The 21,673-nt window shown below is 66.8% G+C and carries 22 protein-coding genes; 10 read left to right on the top strand and 12 right to left on the bottom strand.

From position 1 onward, the window contains the following. The 3 genes from AC1VNX_RS12770 to clpB form a co-directional block, all read right to left on the bottom strand. A complete protein-coding gene (locus AC1VNX_RS12770; RefSeq protein WP_483157020.1) occupies positions 1-1,185 on the bottom strand; it encodes an acetyl-CoA C-acyltransferase family protein in 1,185 nt (394 codons plus the stop codon). Positions 1,186-1,293: 108 nt separating this feature from the next. After that, the gene (locus tag AC1VNX_RS12765) at positions 1,294-1,623 is read right to left on the bottom strand and encodes a hypothetical protein (protein WP_483157019.1); all 330 of its coding nucleotides are present in this window, start codon (positions 1,621-1,623) and stop codon (positions 1,294-1,296) included. Positions 1,624-1,632: 9 nt separating this feature from the next. Continuing rightward, entirely contained in the window at positions 1,633-4,254 is a 2,622-nt protein-coding gene (clpB, locus tag AC1VNX_RS12760; RefSeq protein ID WP_483157018.1) for an ATP-dependent chaperone ClpB, read from the bottom strand. A 138-nt stretch (positions 4,255-4,392) separates the two neighbouring features. Between clpB and AC1VNX_RS12755 the strand changes: the two genes are divergently transcribed. Next, the gene (locus AC1VNX_RS12755) at positions 4,393-5,388 is read left to right on the top strand and encodes a Bug family tripartite tricarboxylate transporter substrate binding protein (protein WP_483157017.1); all 996 of its coding nucleotides are present in this window, start codon (positions 4,393-4,395) and stop codon (positions 5,386-5,388) included. Between the two features lie 132 nt (positions 5,389-5,520). On the opposite strand, the gene AC1VNX_RS12750 is transcribed toward AC1VNX_RS12755, so the two are convergent. After that, on the bottom strand, positions 5,521-5,997 hold the full coding sequence (locus AC1VNX_RS12750; protein WP_184641329.1) for a molybdenum cofactor biosynthesis protein MoaE: 477 nt from the start codon (positions 5,995-5,997) through the stop codon (positions 5,521-5,523). A 266-nt stretch (positions 5,998-6,263) separates the two neighbouring features. Between AC1VNX_RS12750 and dapA the strand changes: the two genes are divergently transcribed. Next, positions 6,264-7,160, top strand: a complete 897-nt coding sequence (dapA, locus tag AC1VNX_RS12745; protein WP_483157016.1) for a 4-hydroxy-tetrahydrodipicolinate synthase — start codon at positions 6,264-6,266, stop codon at positions 7,158-7,160. Here the strand turns inward: dapA and AC1VNX_RS12740 are convergent. From AC1VNX_RS12740 to AC1VNX_RS12710, 7 genes are read right to left on the bottom strand one after another with little or no spacing between them, the layout of a single operon-like run. Next, positions 7,147-7,398 (bottom strand): MoaD/ThiS family protein, encoded by a 252-nt coding sequence (locus AC1VNX_RS12740; RefSeq protein WP_483157015.1) that lies wholly within the window; start codon positions 7,396-7,398, stop codon positions 7,147-7,149. The genes dapA and AC1VNX_RS12740 overlap by 14 nt on opposite strands. A 5-nt stretch (positions 7,399-7,403) precedes the next feature. Continuing rightward, positions 7,404-8,690 carry a molybdopterin molybdotransferase MoeA gene (locus AC1VNX_RS12735; protein WP_483157014.1) on the bottom strand — a complete coding sequence of 429 codons (1,287 nt, stop codon included), beginning with the start codon at positions 8,688-8,690 and terminating at the stop codon, positions 7,404-7,406. Continuing rightward, the gene (gene mobB, locus AC1VNX_RS12730; RefSeq protein ID WP_483157013.1) at positions 8,683-9,228 is read right to left on the bottom strand and encodes a molybdopterin-guanine dinucleotide biosynthesis protein B; all 546 of its coding nucleotides are present in this window, start codon (positions 9,226-9,228) and stop codon (positions 8,683-8,685) included. Before mobB ends, AC1VNX_RS12735 begins: the two co-directional genes overlap by 8 nt. 18 nt (positions 9,229-9,246) lie before the next feature. After that, positions 9,247-10,662, bottom strand: coding sequence for a threonine synthase (gene thrC / locus AC1VNX_RS12725; protein WP_483157012.1), 1,416 nt, complete (start codon positions 10,660-10,662; stop codon positions 9,247-9,249). A gap of 21 nt (positions 10,663-10,683) precedes the next feature. Next, positions 10,684-12,006 (bottom strand): homoserine dehydrogenase, encoded by a 1,323-nt coding sequence (locus tag AC1VNX_RS12720; RefSeq protein ID WP_432726288.1) that lies wholly within the window; start codon positions 12,004-12,006, stop codon positions 10,684-10,686. 14 nt (positions 12,007-12,020) lie between these two features. Continuing rightward, positions 12,021-13,070, bottom strand: coding sequence for a DUF1176 domain-containing protein (locus AC1VNX_RS12715; protein WP_483157011.1), 1,050 nt, complete (start codon positions 13,068-13,070; stop codon positions 12,021-12,023). After that, positions 13,067-14,299 carry a pyridoxal phosphate-dependent aminotransferase gene (locus AC1VNX_RS12710; RefSeq protein WP_483157010.1) on the bottom strand — a complete coding sequence of 411 codons (1,233 nt, stop codon included), beginning with the start codon at positions 14,297-14,299 and terminating at the stop codon, positions 13,067-13,069. Before AC1VNX_RS12710 ends, AC1VNX_RS12715 begins: the two co-directional genes overlap by 4 nt. Positions 14,300-14,409: 110 nt before the next feature. Here AC1VNX_RS12710 and AC1VNX_RS12705 point away from each other — a divergent pair, with 110 nt between their 5' ends. From AC1VNX_RS12705 to AC1VNX_RS12670, 8 genes are all read left to right on the top strand, one after another. Continuing rightward, positions 14,410-14,793, top strand: coding sequence for an Mth938-like domain-containing protein (locus AC1VNX_RS12705; protein WP_184641468.1), 384 nt, complete (start codon positions 14,410-14,412; stop codon positions 14,791-14,793). 149 nt (positions 14,794-14,942) lie between these two features. Beyond that, a complete protein-coding gene (locus tag AC1VNX_RS12700; protein ID WP_019655927.1) occupies positions 14,943-15,419 on the top strand; it encodes a peroxiredoxin in 477 nt (158 codons plus the stop codon). A 211-nt stretch (positions 15,420-15,630) separates the two neighbouring features. Continuing rightward, positions 15,631-17,406 (top strand): PhoH family protein, encoded by a 1,776-nt coding sequence (locus tag AC1VNX_RS12695; protein ID WP_483157009.1) that lies wholly within the window; start codon positions 15,631-15,633, stop codon positions 17,404-17,406. A 156-nt stretch (positions 17,407-17,562) separates the two neighbouring features. Continuing rightward, positions 17,563-17,934: a VOC family protein gene (locus tag AC1VNX_RS12690; RefSeq protein WP_483157008.1), complete on the top strand. Its 372-nt coding sequence runs from the start codon at positions 17,563-17,565 to the stop codon at positions 17,932-17,934. A 6-nt stretch (positions 17,935-17,940) separates the two neighbouring features. After that, positions 17,941-18,390, top strand: a complete 450-nt coding sequence (locus tag AC1VNX_RS12685) for an EVE domain-containing protein (protein ID WP_483157007.1) — start codon at positions 17,941-17,943, stop codon at positions 18,388-18,390. An 11-nt stretch (positions 18,391-18,401) separates the two neighbouring features. Beyond that, positions 18,402-18,851 (top strand): GyrI-like domain-containing protein, encoded by a 450-nt coding sequence (locus AC1VNX_RS12680; protein WP_483157006.1) that lies wholly within the window; start codon positions 18,402-18,404, stop codon positions 18,849-18,851. Continuing rightward, complete coding sequence (locus AC1VNX_RS12675) at positions 18,848-19,318, top strand: MGMT family protein (protein ID WP_483157005.1); 471 nt, start codon at positions 18,848-18,850, stop codon at positions 19,316-19,318. The genes AC1VNX_RS12680 and AC1VNX_RS12675 overlap by 4 nt, the downstream gene beginning before the upstream one ends. After that, positions 19,318-20,085: a helix-turn-helix transcriptional regulator gene (locus tag AC1VNX_RS12670; protein ID WP_483157004.1), complete on the top strand. Its 768-nt coding sequence runs from the start codon at positions 19,318-19,320 to the stop codon at positions 20,083-20,085. The genes AC1VNX_RS12675 and AC1VNX_RS12670 overlap by 1 nt, the downstream gene beginning before the upstream one ends. Before the next feature lie 27 nt (positions 20,086-20,112). Here the strand turns inward: AC1VNX_RS12670 and dnaB are convergent, their stop codons facing one another. After that, entirely contained in the window at positions 20,113-21,519 is a 1,407-nt protein-coding gene (dnaB, locus tag AC1VNX_RS12665) for a replicative DNA helicase (protein WP_301508317.1), read from the bottom strand. Between the last annotated feature and the right edge of the window lie 154 nt (positions 21,520-21,673).

Raw genomic sequence — 21,673 nt, 5'->3', positions numbered from 1 at the left:
TCAGACTCTTTCGAAGACGGCGGCAATGCCTTGCCCGCCGCCGATGCACATCGTCACCAGCGCGTAACGGCCGCCCGTGCGATGCAGTTCGGCAATCGCCTTCGTCGCGATGATCGCGCCGGTCGCGCCCACCGGGTGGCCCAACGAAATGCCCGAGCCGTTCGGGTTCACCTTGGCCGGATCGAAGCCCAGCTCCTTGATGACCGCGCAGGCCTGTGCCGCAAAGGCCTCGTTCGACTCGATCACATCCATGTCGCCCACCTTCAGACCCGTGCGCTCCAGCACCTTGCGCGTGGCCGGCACCGGGCCGATGCCCATGTACGCGGGCTCGACGCCAGCATGCGCATAGCCCACCAGCCGCGCCAGCGGCTTCAGGCCCCGCGCCTTGACGCTCTCGCCGCTCGCCAGCACCACCGCGGCAGCGCCGTCGTTGATACCCGAGGCGTTGCCGGCGGTGACGAGGCCGTCCTTCTTGAAAGCGGGCTTCATCTTCGCGAGCGTCTCGACAGTGGTGTCGGCGCGCACGTGCTCGTCGGTGTCGAACAGCACGACACCCTTGCGCGTCTTGATCTCGACCGGAACGATCTGCTCCTTGAAGCGTCCTGCCTCGATGGCGGCCGCCGCGCGCTGCTGGCTCAGCACCGCCAGCTCGTCCTGCTGCTCGCGCGTGATGCCGTAGCGCGCGGCCACGTTCTCCGCGGTGATGCCCATGTGGATCTTCTCCCACGGGTCGTGGAGGATGCCGAGCATGTAGTCGACCAGCACCGCATCGCCCATGCGTGCGCCATAGCGGGCCGATGTGTCGAAGTAAGGGCCCCGGCTCATCGACTCCGAGCCGCCGCCGATGGCGATGTCGCAGTCGCCCAGCGCGATGGCCTGCGCGGCCGACACGATGGCCTGCAGGCCCGAGCCGCAGAGGCGGTTGACGTTGAAGGCCGGCGTCTCGATGGGGCAGCCCGCGTCGATGGCCGCGACGCGGCTCAGGTAGGCGTCCTTCACGTCGGTGGGGATGACGTTGCCCATGACCACATGCCCGATGGCATCGGCGGCGACGCCGCTGCGCTCGATGGCGGCCTTCACGGCGGTGGTGGCAAGCTGGGTGTTGGGCACGTCCTTCAGCGAGCCGCCGAAGGTGCCGATGGCGGTGCGGGCGGTGCCGACCACGAAGATGTCGCGCGATGTCATGAAATGTCTCTCCTGATGAAAGCGAAAGCCGCACTCAGCGGCGGCTGCAGGAGGACGATTCTGACGGCGAAAGGCGCGACGGGTTGTCGCACCTGAAATAGCAGTGGCTCAGCCGCGCGAGACCGATTTCGGCGACACGTCGGTCACGTCGCTGGCGCTGCCGCGAATGCGCACCGGGCGCTCCACCGATTCGCCGCGTGCCCGCGCATTGGCCACGTCGGCGGCGGTCGGTTCGGCCGGCTTTGCCGCATTACGAAATTTATCGAAGCCGGAGCGGGGATTGAAGCGCATGACCCAAGGCGTCACGGGCTTGCCCGTGATACGCCCCCAGGCGTAGCGAACACCCCAGACCGCCGCCAGCAGCATGACCGCCACGGCGAGGCTGGCCGCGAAGACCAGCCCCAGGAGCAGAAGAATGACGCGGATTACAAAGTTCATCATCCGACTTTAGGCCGAAGCCGCCGCCGTTGGTTCCCCCGCCTTGCTGAAGGAGAACTGCCCCGGCGACAGGATCGGGTCGGTCGTGACCTCGATCGTGTCCTTCGGCCCGAAGCTTCCGTCGAGCAGCAGCTTCGACAGCGGATTCTCGATGCGCTGCTGGATCGCGCGCTTCAGGGGCCGCGCGCCGAACACCGGGTCGAAGCCGACCTTGGCAATCTCCGCCAGCGCCGCAGGCGACACCTCCAGCCCCAGATCCATCTTCGCGAGCCGCGCCTGCAGCACCTTGAGCTGGATCGCTGCGATCGATTCGATGTTCTTCGCGTCGAGCGCATGGAACACGACCGTCTCGTCGATGCGGTTCAGGAACTCGGGGCGGAAGTAGTTCTTCAGCTCGTCCCACACCGCTTCCTTGATCTCTTCGGAGGGCTTGCCCACCATGGCCTGGATGATGGGCGAGCCGATGTTGCTCGTCATCACGATCACCGTGTTCTTGAAGTCCACGGTGCGGCCCTGGCCGTCGGTAAGGCGGCCATCGTCCAGCACCTGCAGCAGCACGTTGAACACGTCGGGGTGGGCCTTCTCGACCTCGTCGAGCAGCACCACGCTGTAGGGCTTGCGGCGCACGGCTTCCGTGAGGTAGCCGCCCTCTTCATAGCCCACGTAGCCCGGCGGCGCGCCGATCAGGCGGGCGACCGAATGCTTCTCCATGAACTCGCTCATGTCGATGCGGATCAGGTGGTCTTCGCTGTCGAACAGGAAGCCCGCGAGCGCCTTGCACAGCTCGGTCTTGCCCACGCCCGTGGGGCCGAGGAACAGGAACGAGCCGGTCGGGCGGTTCGGATCGGACAGGCCCGAGCGCGAGCGGCGGATCGCGTTGGCGACCGCACCGATGGCCTCGTCCTGGCCGACCACGCGCTCGTGCAGCTTGTCTTCCATCACGAGCAGCTTGTCGCGCTCGCCCTGCATCAGCTTGGCGACCGGGATGCCGGTGGCACGCGCCACGACCTCGGCGATTTCTTCCGCGCCGACCTGGGTGCGCAGCAGCGTGGGCGCGCTGGACTTGCCCTTGTTCGCTTCGTTGGCCTCGGCTTCCTTCAGGCGCTTTTCGAGCGCCGGCAGCTGGCCGTATTGCAGCTCTGCAACCTTGTTGAAGTCGCCCTTGCGCTTCCACTCCTCGATCTGGAACTTGATCTTGTCCACGTCCTCGCGCACCTGCGCGCTGCCCTGGGCCTGGGCCTTCTCGGCCTGCCAGATCTCGTCGTAGTCGGCGATTTCCTTCTGCAGCTTCTCGATCTCGCCCTCGATCAGGCCGAGGCGCTTCTGCGAGGCCTCGTCCTTCTCGCGGCGCACGGCTTCGCGCTCGATCTGCAGCTGGATCAGGCGGCGGTCGAGCCGGTCCATGACCTCGGGCTTGGAGTCCATCTCGATCTTGATCTTGGCCGCAGCCTCGTCGATCAGGTCGATGGCCTTGTCCGGCAGGAAGCGGTCGGTGATGTAGCGGTCAGACAGCTCGGCTGCGGCCACGATGGCCGGGTCGGTGATCTGCACGCCATGGTGCACTTCGTATTTTTCCTGCAGGCCGCGCAGGATGGCGATGGTGGCCTCCACGCTGGGCTCGCCCACGATGATCTTCTGGAAGCGGCGCTCCAGGGCTGCATCTTTCTCGATGTACTTGCGGTACTCGTCGAGCGTGGTGGCGCCCACGCAGTGCAGCTCGCCGCGCGCGAGCGCGGGCTTGAGCATGTTGCCGGCGTCCATGGCGCCTTCGGCCTTGCCGGCGCCGACCATGGTGTGCAGCTCGTCGATGAAGACGATGGTCTGGCCTTCGTCCTTCGCGAGTTCGTTCAAGACGGTCTTCAGGCGCTCTTCGAACTCGCCGCGGAACTTGGCGCCCGCCAGGAGCGCGGCCATGTCGAGAGACAACACCCGCTTGCCCTTGAGCGAATCGGGCACCTCACCCGCAACGATGCGCTGTGCGAGGCCTTCGACGATGGCGGTCTTGCCCACGCCGGGTTCGCCGATGAGCACGGGGTTGTTCTTGGTGCGGCGTTGCAGCACCTGGATGGCGCGGCGGATTTCCTCGTCGCGGCCGATGACCGGGTCGAGCTTGCCCAGCCGGGCACGCTCGGTGAGGTCGAGGGTGTATTTCTTGAGGGCTTCGCGCTGGCCTTCGGCGTCGGCGCTGTTCACGCCCTGCCCGCCGCGCACGGCGCCGATGGCGGCCTCGAGCGACTTGCGGCTCAGGCCGTTTTCCTTCGCGATCTTGCCGACGTCGGCCTTGCTGTCGGCCAGCGCCAGCAGGAAGAGCTCGCCGGCGATGAACTGGTCATTGCGCTTGATGGCTTCCTTCTCGGTGGCCTGCAGCAGCTTGCCCAGTTCAGGGCCGACCTGCACGATGTCGTGGCCCTGCACCTGCGGCAGCTTCTTGATGGCGGCCTCGGCCGCCTGCGTCAGGCCAGGGACATTGACGCCGGCACGCTCCAGCAGGGCGCGCGGGCCATCGTCCTGGCGCAACATCGCGAGCAGCAGGTGGGCCGGCTCGATGTAGGCGTTGTCGTTGCCCAGCGCGAGCGACTGTGCGTCGCCCAGCGCTTCCTGAAATTTGGTGGTGAGTTTGTCTTGTCGCATGGTGGTATTCCTGCATCCAAAATAGGGCTGTTCGGGCACGATTCAAGGCTACCGGCTACGCCGATGCCGTGGGCACGGCTATTGCACAAGATCCGTTTCCCCTGCCCGTAGGCATTTCTCTCTCGAATGGAGTCGATCATGGTTTTTTCAATGCAGCGCGTTCAACCGGTGCGCCGGGCGATCAGCGCGGGCCTCTTTCTAGCCGCCATGGGCCTGTCCGGCCTTGCGCAGGCGCAAAGCGGCACCCCCATCCGCCTGCTCGTGGGCTTCCCCGCCGGCGCCGGCAGCGACGCCATTGCACGCACGCTGGGCGAAAAACTCAAGGACGTGCTGGGCGTGCCGGTGGTGGTCGAGAACCGCGCCGGCGCGGGCGGGCAGATCGCGGCGACGGTGCTGAAGTCTTCGCCGGCCGACGGCCACACGCTGTTCCTGTCGCACGACCACACCATCTCGATCCTGCCGCAGGTGGTGAAGAACCCCGGCTTCAATCCGGCCACCGACTTCGTGCCCGTGGCCGGCTTCGCCACCTTCGCCAACGTGCTGGCGGTGTCGGGCGGCACGCCGGCCAAGAGCATCGACGAGTACGTGAAGTGGGTCCGCACGCAGAAGGGCGGCAAGGAGACCATCGGTATCCCGGCGCCGGCCTCGATCCCCGAGTTCCTCGTGAAAATGATCTCGGACAAGTACAAGATCGACGTGCAGCCCGCCCCCTACCGCGGCAGCGCACCCATGACGGCCGACATGCTGGGCAACCAGATCACCGCGGGCATAGCCTCGGTGCCGGACTTCATCGAGAACCACAAGGCCGGCAAGCTGCGCATCGTGGCCTCCATCGGCGCCAAGCGCCAGGCGGTGATCCCGAACGTGCCGACCTTCACCGAACTGGGCTTCTCGAACCTGGAAGACCTGCCCTACTACGGCATCTTCGCGCCGGTGGGCACGCCGCAGCCGATCATCGACAAGTACGGCGACGCGCTACAGAAGGTGCTGGCCATGCCCGACGTGAAGCAGAAGCTCACGACGATGGGGCTGACGGTAGGCTACGAGCCGCAGGGCCAGTTCGCGGGCCGCGTTCGCACCTATACCCAGACCTGGGAAAAGATCATCCAGTCGAGCGGCTTCAAGCCACTCTGAAGTCTTGCTCCCTCTCCCCTCGGGGAGAGGGCTGGGGTGAGGGCCAGCGGCCTTCGCAAGAACGTGCGGTCGAACGAGCGCTGCCGCCCTCACCCTAACCCTCTCCCCGAGGGAGAGGGAACAAGAGGCAGATCAGGCGTTCGGGGCGCTGATGCCCCAGCGCGCCAGGGCCGCGTCGTCGGCCACGCGCGCATCGACCCAGCGGGCGCCTTCGGGCGTCTGCTCCTTCTTCCAGAAGGGCGCCTGGGTCTTGAGGTAGTCCATCAGGAACTCGCAGGCCTCGAAGCTCTGGCCTCGGTGGGCCGAAACCACCGCCACCATCATGATCTGGTCTTCCGGCTGCAGCAGGCCGACGCGGTGGATCACGCGCGCGCCCAGGATGTCGAAGCGGCGATGCGCCTCGTCGATCATGGCCTCGATGGCCTTCTCGGTCATGCCGGGGTAGTGCTCCAGCTCCATCGACGAGACGCTGCTGCCGTCATTGCGGTCTCGCACGGTGCCCACGAAGCTGCAGACGGCGCCCACGCGTTTGTCGCCGGCACGCAACGCGGCGACTTCCTGCGAGAGGTCGAAATCGTTCGTCTGGATCGAAACACGGGCAAGGCTCATGTCCGAATTGTGTCATCGCGATAGACTGTGCCGATGCCCTGCCTTGCCACGCCCACGCTCTTCCTGGTGCCTTCGCACCCCGAAGGCCGCCGCGTGAGCCGTCGAAGCAGCAGCAACAAAGCCAAAAAACCAAAGCTCGTCTGACCGGAGCCGAGGTTCCGTCGTCGGATGAGCGACGGAACCTGCCAAGGCTTTGGCCCCTCTTGGGTTGCGCGCGCATCGGACGATGGTTCTTTCCATCGGTCGATTCCTGAAAGGAAGCCCGCGTGCCTCATCAACAACAGAACCCCGCCACCCCCGATTTTTCCGGCTTCTGGGTGGCCCTCGTCACCCCATTCCGCGACGGCGCGGTCGACCACGACGCCCTCGCCGCGCTGGTCCGGCGACTCGCCAACGATGGCGTGACGGGCTTCGTGCCCTGCGGCTCCACCGGCGAGGCCGCCGCGCTCGACGAGGCCGAGCAACTGGCCGTGCTGGACACCGTGCTGGAAGCCGCAGGCGGCCTGCCGGTCGTGATGGGCATTTCCGGCTACCACCTCGGCAAGGCCACGGCATGGGCACGCAAGCTCTCCGAACGCCCGCTGGCAGGCCTGCTTGTATCCGCGCCGCACTACGTGCGCCCCTCGCAAGCCGGCCTGCTCGAATGGTTCCGCGCCATCGCCGACGCCAGTTCGGTGCCCGTGCTGGTCTACGACATTCCCTACCGCACCGGCGTCACCATCACCCGCGAGACGCTGCTGGCGCTGGCCGCGCACCCCCGCATCCGCGGCATCAAGGACTGCGGCGGCGACATGGCCAAGACGCGCGCGGTGATCGCCGACGGCCGGCTGCAGGTGCTGACGGGCGAAGACCACCAGATCTTCGGCACCATGGCCGAGGGCGGCGCGGGCGCCATCGCGGCGAGCGGCAACGTGCAGACGCGCCGCTTCGTGCGCCTGGTACGCCTGCTGTCGGAAAACCGCCTGGCCGAGGCGCGCGCCGAATGGCAGCCGCTGCAACCGTTGGTGGAAATGCTCTTCGCCGAGCCCAACCCCGGCCCGCTGAAGGCGCTGCTGGCCCACAAGGGCGAGATGGCAGACGAACTGCGCTCGCCGATGACCCGGGCCTCCGACAGCCTGCGCGAGCGCCTCGTGGCGCTTGACGCCCGCCTCAACCGCCCGTGACGGGCGGGAAGAAGGCGACCTCGCAGCCTTCCCGCAGGGCTGCGGCTTCGTCGCTCATGACCTGGTCGAGCGCCATGCGCACCGCCTTGCCACGCGCGAGCGCGGTGGCGTAGGCGCCGCCCCTGGCAATGAGTTCGTCGCGCAGGGCCGACAGCGTCTCGGCTCGCGTCTCGACGGCTTCGCCGCTGCTGGAAAGCGCCTCGCGCACCGAGGCGAAATAACGGACCTGGACTTTCATGCGGCTCAGCCCAGCAGCGATGCGAAGGGAATGAAGTCGACGAGCTCGCCCGACTTGATCGTCTTGCCCGCCGGGTTGTCGACCACGCCATCGCCCCAGACCATCGAGGTGAGCACACCCGAGCTCTGGTTGGCGAACAGGTCGAGGCCGCCGGCCGCGTTGCGCCTCACGCGCAGGAACTCGCGGCGCTTGTCGGCGCGCAGCCAGTCGAAATCGGCGCGCATCTTCACCGCCTCGGGCGCCACGCGCGCGGCGCCCTGCAGCGTCAGCAGGAAGGGCCGCACCAGCATCAGGAAGGTGAGGAAGCTCGACACCGGGTTGCCCGGCAGCCCCGTCACATGGCAGGCGCCCTGCCCGCTGCTGCGCGCGATGGAGCCGTAGGCGAAGGGCTTGCCGGGCTTCATGGAAAGCGACCACAGCTGCAGCTCGCCCAGCGACTGCAGCGCCGCGCGGATGTGGTCTTCCTCGCCGACGGAGACACCGCCGGTCGTGATGATCAGGTCGCTCGCCTCGGCCGCGTCGCGCAGCGCGACGATGGTGGCTTCGCGGTTGTCGGGCACGATGCCCAGGTCGTTCACCTCGCAGCCCAGCCGGTGCAGCAAAGCCCGCATGAAGAAGCGGTTGGAGTTGTAGATGGCGCCGGGCTTCATCGCGTCCGGCGCGACCTCACCGGGCATCACCAGCTCGTCGCCGGTGGAGAGCATCGCCACGCGCGGCTTGCGCGCGACCTGCAGGCGGTCGAAGCCGACGCTGGCGGCAAGGCCCAGCGCGGCGGGCGTCAGGCGTTCGCCCTTGCGGAGCACGACGTCGCCGGAGGCCACGTCCTCGCCCGCGCGGCGGATCCACTGGCCGGCCGCCGGCACGATGGCGATGCGCACCGAGCCGAGGCTGCCTTCTTGCGGCACGGCTGCTGTGTCTTCCTGCATCACGACGGCGTCGGCGCCCTCGGGAATCTGCGCGCCTGTAAAGATGCGTGCGGCAGTGCCTGGCACGAGCGGCGTGCCGACGGTGCCTGCGGGAATGCGCTGCGCCACCTTCAGTTCGGCGCCCGGCGTGGCGCAGTCGGCCACGCGCACGGCGTAGCCGTCCATCGCGCTGTTGTCGCGCGGCGGCACCGTGAGGCCGGAGACGAGGTCCTGCGCCAGCACGCGGCCGTCGGCGTCGAAGGTGCCGACGCTTTCGGTGGGCAGCACCGGCTGCGCCTTCGCGAGCAGCACCGCGATCGCCTCGTCCAGCGGCATCAGCGGCGGTCGCGAGGAAGAGGCGGCGAAGGGAACGGGTGAATCAGCCATGGTGATCGGGGTTGTATTCGAAGCGCTCACCGCTGTCGACCAACCACTTCGCAATGGCCTCGGCGTCGTTGAGGTCGAGGAGCGGCCGCTCGGTGGGCTGCGGCAGGACGGCCGGGGCATCGGTGGCCACGGCGACGACGAAGGGGTCGTTCGGGTAAAGAACGGGCCGCACCGCCTCGCCCGCCGCGGGCTCGCGCCAGATCTCGATCTTCAGCACGTCGCTGTGCCGGAATCCCTCGACCAGCACCCAGTCGGCCACCGGGTGGACCTCGGCCAACAGCTGGTGCACGCTGAGCTCCACAGGCGCCTCGAACTCGCGCATCACGGCAAGCCGCTTGTCGGAGGCGACGACCACCTCGAAGGCGCCTGCCTCGCGGTGGCGGTACGTGTCCTTGCCAGGATGGTCGATGTCGAACTTGTGGTGCGCGTGCTTGACCACCGACACGCGCTGGCCCAGGCGCTTGAGCGCGGGAATGAGGCGCTCGAGCAGCGTGGTCTTGCCCGCGCCCGAGTAGCCGGCGAAACCGACGACCTTCATGCGCAGCCTCGCCCTTGGCTAGTCACAGTGCTCGGCAATGTAGGCCTTGACCGCTTCCGAGTCGGCCGGCAGCTTGACGACGCGCTTGGGCAGCGCCTCGATGCCTTCGAACTTCTTCGGCCGCGCGGGCTCTTCGCCAAGCGCCTCGACCAGCGTGGCGGCGAACTTGATGGGCAGCGCGGTTTCGAGCACCACCATCGGCACGCCGGGGCTGAGTTGCTCGCGCGCGGCCTTGAGGCCGTCGGCGGTGTGCGGATCGACCAGCGTGGCGAAGCGCTTTTCAGTGTCGCGAATGGTGGCCAGGCGATCGGCGTGCGTGCTGCGGCCGCTGCGGAAGCCGAAGCGGCCGGCAGCCTGCGCGAATGCCGGGTCGGCGCTCAGGTCGAAGCTGCCGTTCAGGCCCAGGTCGTCCACGAACAGCTTGCGCAGCCTGGCGGGGTCACGCCCTACCAGATCGAACACGAAGCGCTCGAAGTTGCTGGCCTTGCTGATGTCCATCGACGGGCTGGAGGTCTCGTGCGTGTCGACGGCTGCGCGCACGCGGTACACGCCGGTGCGGAAGAACTCGTCGAGCACGTCGTTCTCGTTGGTGGCGACCACCAGCGTGTGTATCGGCAGTCCCATCATGCGCGCCACGTGGCCCGCGCAGACGTTGCCGAAGTTGCCCGAGGGCACGGTGAAGCTCACCGGCTTGTCGTCGCTCGCCGTGGCCTGGAAGTAGCCGGCGAAGTAGTAGACGACCTGCGCCAGCAGGCGCGCCCAGTTGATCGAGTTGACCGTGCCGATGCGGTACTTGCGCTTGAAGGCCAGGTCGTTCGACACGGCCTTGACGATGTCCTGGCAATCGTCGAACACGCCGGTGATGGCGATGTTGTGGATGTTCGCGTCCTGCAGGCTGAACATCTGCGCCTGCTGGAACGGGCTCATGCGGCCGTCGGGCGAGGTCATGAAGACGCGCACGCCCTTCTTGCCGCGCATGGCGTACTCCGCCGCGCTGCCGGTGTCGCCGCTGGTGGCGCCGAGGATGTTGAGTTCGGCGCCGCGGCGGGCCAGTTCGTACTCGAACAGGTTGCCCAGCAGCTGCATCGCCATGTCCTTGAAGGCCAGCGTGGGGCCGTTGGACAGGGCTTCGAGGTACACGCCGTCCTCGAGCTCGCGCAGCGGCACTATCTCGTCGGTGCCGAACACTTCGGCCGTGTAGGTCTTCGCGCAGATCGCCTTCAGGTCGGCCGGCGGAATGTCGTCGATGTACAGCGAGAGGATCTCAAAGGCCAGCTCGGCGTACGGCAGCTTGCGCCACTTGGCGAGCGTGGCGGCGTCGACCTGCGGGTATTGCTCGGGCAGGTAGAGGCCGCCGTCGGGCGCGAGGCCCTCGAGCAGGATTTCGCAGAAGCGCTTGCGGTCGGGGTGGCCGCGGGTGCTCAGGTAGTTCACGTTGTTCCTCTTGCGCCGTCCTCAGGACAGCTCTTCCTTGCGGATGCGCACGATCGGTTCCAGCACGGTCGGCAGCGCCTGCAGCTCGGCCAGCACGTCGTTGACGGTGCCTTCACGCGCGTCGTGCGTGAGGATGATCAGGTCGGTCTGCGTGGAACCTTCGCCGCCCACTTCGTCGGCTTCGCGCTGCAGCACGGCGTCGATGCTGATGCCGGCGGTGGCCAGCAGGCCCGTCACCTTGGCGAGCACGCCGGCCTGGTCGGCCACGCGCAGGCGCAGGTAGTAGCTGGTGACGACTTCCGACATCGGCAGCACCTGCAGATCGCTCATCGCGTCGGGGTGGAAGGCCAGGTGCGGCACGCGGTGTGCAGCGTCTGCCGTGTGCAGGCGGGTGATGTCGACCAGGTCGGCGATCACCGCGCTGGCGGTCGGCTCGCTGCCGGCGCCCTTGCCGTAGTAGAGCGTGGTGCCCACGGCGTCGCCGTGCACCACCACCGCGTTCATCGCGCCTTCGACGTTGGCCAGCAGGCGCTTCGACGGCACCAGCGAGGGATGCACGCGCAGCTCGATGCCCTTGGCGGTGCGCTTGGTCACGCCCAGCAGCTTGATGCGGTAGCCCAGCTGTTCGGCGTACTTGATGTCCTGCGCGGCGAGCTTGGTGATGCCCTCGATGTGGGCCTTGTCGAACTGCACCGGAATGCCGAAGGCGATGGCGCTCATCAGCGTGACCTTGTGGCCGGCGTCGACGCCTTCGATGTCGAAGGTCGGGTCGGCTTCGGCGTAGCCCAGGCGCTGTGCTTCCTTGAGCACGGTCGCGAAGTCCAGGCCCTTGTCGCGCATCTCCGAGAGGATGAAGTTGGTCGTGCCATTGATGATGCCGGCCAGCCACTGGATGCTGTTGGCCGTGAGGCCTTCGCGCAGCGCCTTGATGATCGGGATGCCGCCGGCCACCGCGGCCTCGAAGGCCACCATCACGCCCTTGGCGTGCGCGGCCGCGAAGATCTCGGTGCCGTGCACCGCGAGCAGCGCCTTGTTGGCCGTGACCACGTGCTTGCCGGCCGCGATGGCTTCGAGCACCAGTTGCTTCGCGATGCCGTAGCCGCCGATGAGCTCGATGACGATGTCGATCTCGGGGTTGGCGATGACTTCGCGCGCATCGCTCACCACCTTGACGCCCTCGCCGGCCACTTCGCGGGCGCGGGCGGTGTCGAGGTCGGCCACCATGGTGATCTCGATGCCGCGTCCGGCGCGGCGCTTAATTTCTTCCTGGTTGCGCTGGAGCACCTTGAAGGTGCCGCTGCCGACCGTGCCTGCGCCGAGCAGGCCTACTTGGATGGGTTTCATTGGGAGAGTCGCGTTCATGGTTTGGATGGGGTGGCGGACGGCTCGGAGAGCTCCACGCGGGTGACATAGCGCGGCAGGCTCCAGGCGCCGCCGGGGAAGCCGCGGCACATGCCGTCGTAGGTGTGGCCGGTGAGAACGAAGCCCTTGCCGTCGAAATGCCAGGTCTGGCTCGACCAGCAGTCGCCGATGCCGCGGCCCTTCATCGAGGAAGTGACGCTGGCGTTTTTCTCGTCGAAGTCGCCGTTGGCCTCGATGGCTACGGGTGCATAGGGCGGCTTGTCGTTGGCGATCCAGAGCACGCTGGTGTAGTTGTAGGCGCCCATGCCGCAGCCGAAGGACAGCAGCACCTTGCGCTCGGTCAGGCGCGAGACGGTCAGCGACTTGGCGTTGAAGTCTTCATGGTTGTTGCAATCGTCCTTGGCGTCGGACTGCTTCAGCGACGGGAAGATGCGCGCGGCCAGCGCGTCGTCGCCGGGGCGCGCCTTCGGCGGCACGACCGCGTGCACGACGGGCGCCGGCACCGGCGGCAGCACCGAGGACTCGGGCTTGCTGCCACGGCGCACGAGCGCACCCGGCGTGCCGACGCGGCCCTGGACCTCGTCCATCTTCAGCAGCACGGCGTTGAGGCCGGCGAGCGAAAGGACCCACTTCTGTCCGCCGCGGTCCGTGAGCGTGGCGTCGTCGTTCTTGAGCAATTCCGGGAGGACCGCGCGGACCTGGTCCTGGTCGAGGCTGGCGGAGCTGTCCTTGAGGCCGGCCAGGGTGGCCTTGCCGACCTTGAAGCGCACCGGGCCCCTGGCTGCCTTCTCGCCGCCGGTCAGGAGTTCGATTTCGATGGATGTGCCCGGGCCCGCCTTGCGCGTGATGAGCATCGACACCGGCTCCATGATGTCCGCGCCTTCAGACTGGTAGCCGGCGGCACGGCAGGTGCGGGTGTTGTCGCAGGCCAGCTCCCAATCGTTGTGAGAGAACGAGACGCCATCCTTGCCGGCGACTCCCGCGGCGCCAGCGGAAAGCGCGGCGAACGACAGCGCCGCGGCGGCAGCGATGCGGACGGGGTTCATTGGCGCGACTTGCGGCGCAGTCGGTACTGCTCCAGGAACCTGGCGATGCGGTTGATGGCCTCGCGCAGGTCGTCCTCGTGGGGCAGGAACACGATGCGGAAGTGGTCGGGCGTGGCCCAGTTGAAGCCGGTGCCCTGCACCAGCATCACGCGGGTTTCCTTCAGCAGCTCGAGGAAGAACTGGCGGTCGTCCTCGATCGGATAGACCTCCGGATCGAGCTTGGGAAACATGTAGAGCGCGGCGCTCGGCTTCACGCAACTCACGCCCGGGATGGCGGTGATGAGCTCGTAGGCCAGGTCGCGCTGGCGGCGCAGGCGGCCGCCCTCGCACACGAGGTCGTTGATGCTCTGGTAGCCCCCGAGGGCGGTCTGGATGGCCCATTGCCCCGGCACGTTGGCGCACAGGCGCATGTTCGAGAGCATGTTGAGGCCCTCGATGTAGTCCTGCGCGCTGCGCTTGTCGCCCGAAACCACCAGCCAGCCGGCGCGGTAGCCGCACGAGCGGTAGCTCTTGGACAGCGAGTTGAAGGTGAGCGTGAGCACGTCGGTCGACAGGCTGGCGATGGCAGTGTGCTTCACGCCGTCGTACAGCACCTTGTCGTAGACCTCGTCGGCGAAGATCACGAGGCCGTGCTCACGCGCGATGGCCACGATGCTCCTGAGCAGGTCGTCGGAATACAGCGCGCCCGTCGGGTTGTTCGGGTTGATGACCACGATGCCCTTGGTGCGCGGCGTGATCTTGGCGCGGATGTCGTCGAGGTTGGGCATCCAGCCGTTGGCCTCGTCGCACAGGTAGTGCACCGGCGTGCCGCCCGACAGGCTCGTGGAAGCAGTCCACAGCGGGTAGTCGGGGGCCGGCAGCAGCAGCTCGTCGCCGTCGTTGAGCAGCGCGTTGGTGGCCATGGCGATCAGCTCGCTGGCGCCGTTGCCGAGGTAGATGTCGTCGAGGGTGACGCCCGCGATGCCCTGCTTCTGCGTCTCGTGCATCACCGCCTTGCGTGCCGCGAAGACGCCCTTGCTGTCCGAATAGCCGGCCGAGGTGGGCAGGTTGCGGATCATGTCCTGCTGGATTTCCTCGGGAGCATCGAAACCGAACACGGCCAGGTTGCCGATGTTGAGCTTGATGATCTTCTGGCCGTCCTCTTCCATCTGCTTGGCAGCGTCCATGATGGGACCGCGGATGTCATAGAGGACGTTGGCCAGCTTGGCCGATTTCTTGAGCTGCTTCAAAGGGCCCTCCCGGGCGCGGGTTAGAGTTTGCTTACGCGGAATCAAAGGCCCTTGCGAGCCCCGTGGCACTAGGGAAAACCTATAATTTGACCACAGTTCCCAGTGCCCAGATGAAGCTCCAGCCCGACAAATCCGACGCCCAGTCTCTCACCGCACACGGTCCCGGCTGGGTGGCGATCAACAACGAAAAAGTCGAGGGCAGCGTAGTGGTCGGCTCGCGCGGCGAGCGCTTCGAATGGAATTGTTCGAGCTTCGACCAGATCGGCCCCGAACATTTCGCGCAATTGGCCTCGCTGGGCGCCGAATTGATCATCTTCGGCAGCGGAAACCGAATCCGCTTCCCCCAACCGGTCTGGCTGAAGCCGCTGATGGCCCAGCGCACCGGCGTCGAGACCATGGACACCGCAGCGGCCTGTCGGACCTACAACATCCTGGCCGGAGAAGGCCGGCACGTGATCGCCGCCCTGCTGGTGGAGAGCCCTGCGGCTGGCTGATGGGGGTGTTTTCGGGGTAAAATACCGGGTTGCGAACAGGCCAGCTACCCCAAAGTTAGCAACGACCAATCCTCCACTCTTTGAGCAAGCCCGGTGCGAAACGGGGCGAGAGGGCTCAGGAGCGGAATCTAACGGAGAAAACAAGTTTCATGGCGATCGTTGTCAACAAACCCATTCCTGAATTCGACGCCAACGCCACGGGCGGCATCAAGGTCTCGAATACCTCGCACCTCGGCCACGTGCTGGTCATGTATTTTTACCCGAAAGATAACACTCCGGGCTGCACGACCGAAGCGATGCAGTTCCGCGATCGTTACAAGGATTTCGAGAAAGCCGGCGCCACGGTCTTCGGCGTGTCCCGCGACAACATGAAGTCGCACGACGAATTCAAGGCCAAGCTCGAACTGCCCTTCGAACTCATCGCCGACACCGAAGAAAAGATGTGCCACATGTTCGGCGTGGTCAAGAACAAGATCATGTACGGCAAGAAGGTCAAGGGCATCGAGCGCAGCACCTTCCTGATCGGCGCCGACGGCATCCTGAAGGCCGAATGGCGCGGGCTCAAGGTCCCCGGCCATGTCGACGACGTGCTCAAGGCCGTCAAGGCGCTCAAGAAGGCCGCCTGAGAGCCTTCCGGCGAGCCGGCGACGCGCTTTTCCGCTCTGGCGTGGGAAATGCCCCACGCGGTGCGTAAAGAGCTCCCGGCGCGTCATCCGCGGTGTGCATAATGGCCTCATGCCGTTGAGCTCCACGACCGCATCCTCCGAACAAAGCCGCCTTGGTCTTCAGGCGGCTTTTTCGTTTTCTGGTTCCCACTTCCTGCGAGCGATCTGACACATGCCACTGCCCCCCGCCCCCACGAAACGCGCTGCATTGCTCTCCCCGGACGCGCTCGACGCGCCCGCCCGGTCCTCGCACCGGGGCTCGCGCCGTTCCGGTGATTCGCGTGCAGACGAAACCGCGGCGCGCAGCCCGCAGCCGCTGGAATTGTTCGACAGCCTCGGCACCGAAGGCGCTGGCGGCGCCCCCGTGCGCCCGGCTCGCCGGACCAGACCGAAGGCGACCACGCCCGCACCCGTGAGCGCGCCGCAGCCCCAGGCACTCATCCAGGTCGAAACCAGGGCGCCGGCCGCCGAGCCCGCTCCCGCTCCGGCAGCAGCACCTCAGCCGCCAGCACGCGCCAAGCGCAGCAAGTCCACCGGTCCGGCCAAGCTCTTCGTGCTCGACACGAACGTGCTGCTGCACGACCCGATGTGCCTGTTCCGCTTCGAGGAGCACGACATCTTCCTGCCGATGATCGTGCTGGAGGAGCTCGACGGCCACAAGAAGGGCACGACCGAAGTCGCCCGCAACGGCCGCCAGACCAGCCGCACGCTCGATGCGCTGGCCGCCGCCCAGGACGCCGACATCGACAAGGGCCTGAAGCTCGACACCACCGGCCACCGCGAGGCCGGCGGCCGGCTGTTCTTCCAGACCGCTCCGCTCGACTACTCGCTGCCGATCAGCCTGCCCCAGGGCAAGGCCGACAACCAGATCCTCGGCGTGGTGCACGCGCTGCGCGACGAATACGCCAAGGACCGCCCGGGCCGTCCCAAGCAGGAAGTCGTGCTGGTGTCCAAGGACATCAACATGCGCGTCAAGGCGCGCGCGCTCGGCCTGGCCGCCGACGACTACCAGAACGACAAGACGCTGGAAGACGGCGACCTGCTGTACGCCGGCTCGCTCGCCCTGCCCGCCGACTTCTGGACGCGTCAAAGCAAGACCATCGAGAGCTGGCAAAGCGGCAGCAACACCTTCTACCGGATCAGCGGTCCGCTGGTGCCCAACCTGTACATCAACCAGTTCGTGTACTTCGAGGCTCCGGGCGAACCGAGCATGTACGCCCGCGTCACCGAGATCCGCGACAAGACCGCTGTGCTCAAGACGCTCAAGGACTACAGCTCCGGCAAGAACGCCGTGTGGGGCGTGAACACGCGCAATCGCGAGCAAAACTTCGCGATGAACCTGCTGATGGACCCGGAGATCGACTTCGTCACGCTGACCGGCACCGCCGGCACCGGCAAGACCCTGATGGCGCTGGCCTCCGGCCTCACGCAGGTGCTGGACGACCGCCGCTACACCGAGATCATCATGACCCGCGCCACCGTGAGCGTGGGCGAGGACATCGGCTTCCTGCCCGGCACCGAAGAGGAAAAGATGGGCCCCTGGATGGGCGCGCTCGACGACAACCTCGAGTTCCTGGCCAAGGGCGACGGTGGCGGCGCCGGCGAATGGGGCCGCGCGGCCACCAACGAGCTGATCCGCAGCCGCATCAAGGTCAAGAGCATGAACTTCATGCGCGGGCGCACCTTCCTCAACAAGTACGTGATCATCGACGAGGCACAGAACCTCACGCCCAAGCAGATGAAGACGCTGATCACCCGCGCCGGCCCCGGCACGAAGATCATCTGCATGGGCAACCTCGCGCAGATCGACACGCCGTACCTGACTGAAGGCTCCTCGGGCCTGACCTTCGCGGTCGACAAGTTCAAGGGCTGGCCGCACGGCGGGCACATCACGCTGGCGCGCGGAGAACGCTCGCGCCTGGCCGATTTCGCCAGCGACGTGCTCTGAATCCCCGGGGCGGCGCCCCGAACAAGCCCGCGCATGCTCCTCGAGCAGCGCGGGCTTTTTTTCGTCCGTAGTGACAGGCTACTGACAAGACGCTGTCAGTAGGCCGCCAGCACCATCAGGGCTCCTTCCAACGCAACGAAAGAAAGAGAGCCCCGAATGCAAAACGCTATCACCTGGTTCGAGATCCCGGTCGCCGACATCGATCGCGCTCAGGCCTTCTACGAAACCGTGCTCGCCCGCAAGCTGCGCCGCGAGGACTTCGGCGGCGAGACGCTGGCCATCTTCCCGCACGACAAGCCCGGCACCGGCGGCGCGCTGCAGGCCGGCGCCAATGGCAGCGCGCGCGCCGGCACGGGCATCCGCATCTACCTCGACTGCGGCCCCAGCATCGACGCCGTGCTCGCCCGAATCGAAGCCGCCGGCGGGCAGATCGCCTCGCCCAAGGCGGCGCTGCCGCCGGGCATGGGCTTCATCGCCCATCTGCGCGACACCGAGGGCAACGAAGTCGGCCTGCACTCGCTGGAGTGATTTGTCATGACGCAGCGCAACTGGATCGCCGTGGCCAGCGCCGAACATGCGCGGCGCGGGCGCGACAACCGGCCCCTTGGCTTCATGCAGGTCGGCCACGGCAAGCACGCGCCGCTCAAGCGGCTTTCAGCGGGCGACCGCGTGGCCTACTATTCGCCGGCCACGGTGTTCGGCGGCACGGACAAGCTGCAGAGCTTCGTGTCGATCGGCGTCGTGCAGCCGGGCGAGCCCTACGAATTCGACATGGGCAACGGCTTCGTGCCATGGCGGCGCGACGTGGTCTACGCTGCCGGGCACGAGGCGCCGATCGCCCCGCTGATCGAACGGCTGGCCTTCATCGAAAACCCCAAGCAGTGGGGCTACAAGTTCCGCTTCGGCATGTTCGACGTCAGCGATGCAGACATGCAACTGATCGCCCTGGCCATGAAGGCCGACCTGAAAACACTATCGTTCTGAGGAGAAATCACGTGGAACCAGTTCGCCGGCACCAGGATGCATTCCGCGTCTCGGGCCTCACGATCCGCACCACCAACCGCGAGGAAAGCGATCCGGCCACGGCCCGCATCGGCAAGCTGTGGGGCCGCTTCTTCGGCGAGGAAACCTATGCGTCGACGCCGGAACGCACCAGTGATGCCCGCATCTTCAGCCTCTATTCGGCCTACGAGTCGGACGCGCATGGCGCCTTCGACGTGACGGCGGGCGTCGCCGTCTCGGGCGGCGAAGGCAGCCTTGCGGTGGAGGCCGGCGATTACCTGGTCTTCAACGGCCAGGGCGAGATGCCGCAGATGGTGATCGCCACCTGGGAACGCATCTGGCAGTATTTCGAAGCGCATCCCGAGATTGCGCGCCGTTATCGCAGCGACTTCGAAGCCTACGAAGGACCGGACAAGGTGGCGATCCACATCGGAGTTTCATGAGCACCACGAAGAAGAGCTGGCGCGATCGCCTGGCCAGCTACCCTCACCTGCCGAGCGTCAAGGAGATTCCCGCCGCCATGCGCCCCCGGCATGGCGAGGGAACCATCGCCACGCCCTCGCCGCAGGAAGTGGAGGCCGCGATGCGCAGCATTCCCGAGGGACGCCTGGCAACGGTGATGGGCATCGGCGAGGACATCGCGCTGCGCCACGAGGCCACCATCGGCTGCACGGTGACGACGGCGATCTTCGCGCACATGGTCGCGCACGCCGCCGAAGAAGGGCCGAAGACGCAGGACGCGGCGCCGTGGTGGCGCACCCTCAAGGTCGGCGGCGAGCTCAACGCCAAGTACCCCGGCGGCATCGAGGCCCAGATGTCGAAGCTCGAGGCCGAAGGCCACACGGTCGTGCAGCGCGGCAAGCGCTACTTCGTCGAAGATTTCGCCAGGAAGCTCGCCGGAACCCGCTGATGCGCCGCGCCGACCGCCTCTTCCAGCTCGTGCAGCTCATCCGCGGGCGCCGGCTGACCACGGCCGCGTTCCTGGCGCAGCGCCTCGAGGTGTCGGAGCGCACGGTGTACCGGGACATCGCCGACCTGCAGCACCAGGGCGTCCCCATTGAGGGCGAAGCCGGCGTGGGCTACCGGCTGGGCGCGGGCTTCGAGCTGCCACCGCTGATGTTCACACAGGACGAGGCCGCGGCACTGGTGGCCGCGGCGCGGCTCGCGCAGAGCTGGGTCGATCCGGCACTGGCGCGCGACATCGAGACCGGGCTGGGCAAGATCCTCTCGGTGCTTCCGCCCGCGGCGCGCGTCTCGGCCGAGGCGCTGGCGCTCTATGCGCCCGGCTTGGGCCTGGACGACACCCTGCGCGCGCGGCTGCAGACGCTGCGCGAAGCCACGCAGTCGCACAACAAGCTGCGGCTGCACTACCGCGACGTGTCAGGCGACGCCAGCGAGCGCACGGTGCGGCCGCTGGGCTGCTTCTATTGGGGCAAGGTCTGGACGCTGTCGACCTGGTGCGAGCTGCGCGACGACTTCCGGGGCTTCCGGCTGGACCGCATGGACGCGATCGAGGTGCTGCCCGATCGCTTCCGCGACGAAGCGGGCAAGACGCTGGCCGACCTGCTGCGGCAGGTCAACGCCGAGACGGCGCAAGGCAAGGTGGTGCCGCACAAGCCGGGTGGCCAGCCGTCGTGGTCCGGCAGAAATGGCAACGACGGCAGCAACGCGGGCTGACCGACGCCCTTCTTCGGCGCCGCCGGATCAGTACTCGTCGTTGTTGCTGTAGCCGACCAGGTTCTCGAACTTGGTGAGCGGCTTCAGGAAGGCCAGCTTGACGGTGCCCGTCGGGCCGTTACGGTGCTTGCTGATGATCACCTCGGCCACGCCCGGCTCCTTCGACTCCTTGTTGTAGTAGTCGTCGCGGTAGATGAACATGATGATGTCCGCGTCCTGCTCGATGGCGCCGGATTCGCGCAAGTCGCTCATCATGGGACGCTTGTCGGTACGGCTTTCCACGCCCCGGCTTAGCTGCGAGAGCGCGATCACCGGGCACTTCAGCTCCTTGGCCAGCATCTTCAGGCCGCGCGAGATTTCACCCACGGCCGTGGCGCGGTTCTCGTCGCCCGAGGTGCTGGTCGACATGAGCTGCAGGTAGTCGACCACGATCAGGCCGAGCCGTCCGTATTGCCGCGCCAAACGGCGGGCATTGGCGCGCAGTTCGCTCGAAGAAAGGCCCGGCGTCTCGTCGATGTGCAGCGACACGGTGCGCAGCTTCTCGATGGCTTCGGTAAGCCGCGGCCACTCCTCGTCGGTGAGCTTGCCGGTGCGCAGGTGACCCTGGTCGATGCGGCCGATGGAGCCCACGATACGCACCGCCAGCTGGGCGGCGCCCATTTCCATGGAGAACACGGCCACCGGCAGGCCTTCGTCGAGCGCCACGTGCTCGGCGATATTGATCGCGAGCGAGGTCTTTCCCATCGAGGGGCGCGCGGCCAGCACGATCATGTCGCCCGGCTGCAGGCCCGAGGTCATCTTGTCGAAGTCGTTGAAGCCGGTGCGAACGCCCGTGATGTCGTTCGGGTTCTCGGCCATCTCGGTCACGCGGTCGAGCAGGTCGACCACCAGGGCATCCATGCTCTGGAAGCCCTGCTTCATCCGCGTGCCTTCTTCGCCGATGTTGAAGATCTTCTGCTCGGCCTCGTCGAGGATCTTGTCGACCGGCTTGCCCTGCGGGTTGAAGGCGTTGGTCGCGATCTCGTCGCTGGCGGAAACCAGTTTGCGCAGGATGGAGCGCTCGCGCACGATCTCGGCGTAGCGGCGGATGTTGCTCGCGCTGGGCACGTACTGCGCCAGCGAGTTCAGGTACACCAGCCCGCCGATCTCGTCGGCCTTGCCAAGGTGCTGCAGCTGCTCGTAGACAGTGATCACGTCCGCCGGTTTGCTCGCGTTGATCAGCCCGCCGATGGCCGCGTAGATCAGCTTGTGTTCGTGGCGGTAGAAGTCGCCGTCGACCAGCAGGTCGCCCATGCGGTCCCAGGCACCGTTGTCGAGCAGCAGGCCACCGAGCACGCTGGATTCGGCCTCGATGGAGTGAGGCGGAATGCGCAGTTGGGCGACTTGGCGGTCGGCCGACGGATCGTTGTCGGCATAGGAGAAAACGGCGGACATGGACTTCCCTTGCAACCCTGCATGCTAAGCCGCGCAGGCCGATGCGCGTGTGGACAAGGTTGTGAATAAACGGTGATCTTCCAGTGCAATCAGCTGGAAAAGATGGGACAACCCGGGCGCGGAAAAAGAAAAGCCGCCCGAAGGCGGCTTTCGT

Source organism: Variovorax sp. TLI9-5A, assembly GCF_056867935.1.
The sequence above is the reverse complement of the archived record's forward strand: the minus strand, read 5'-3'. Positions and strand labels throughout refer to the sequence as shown.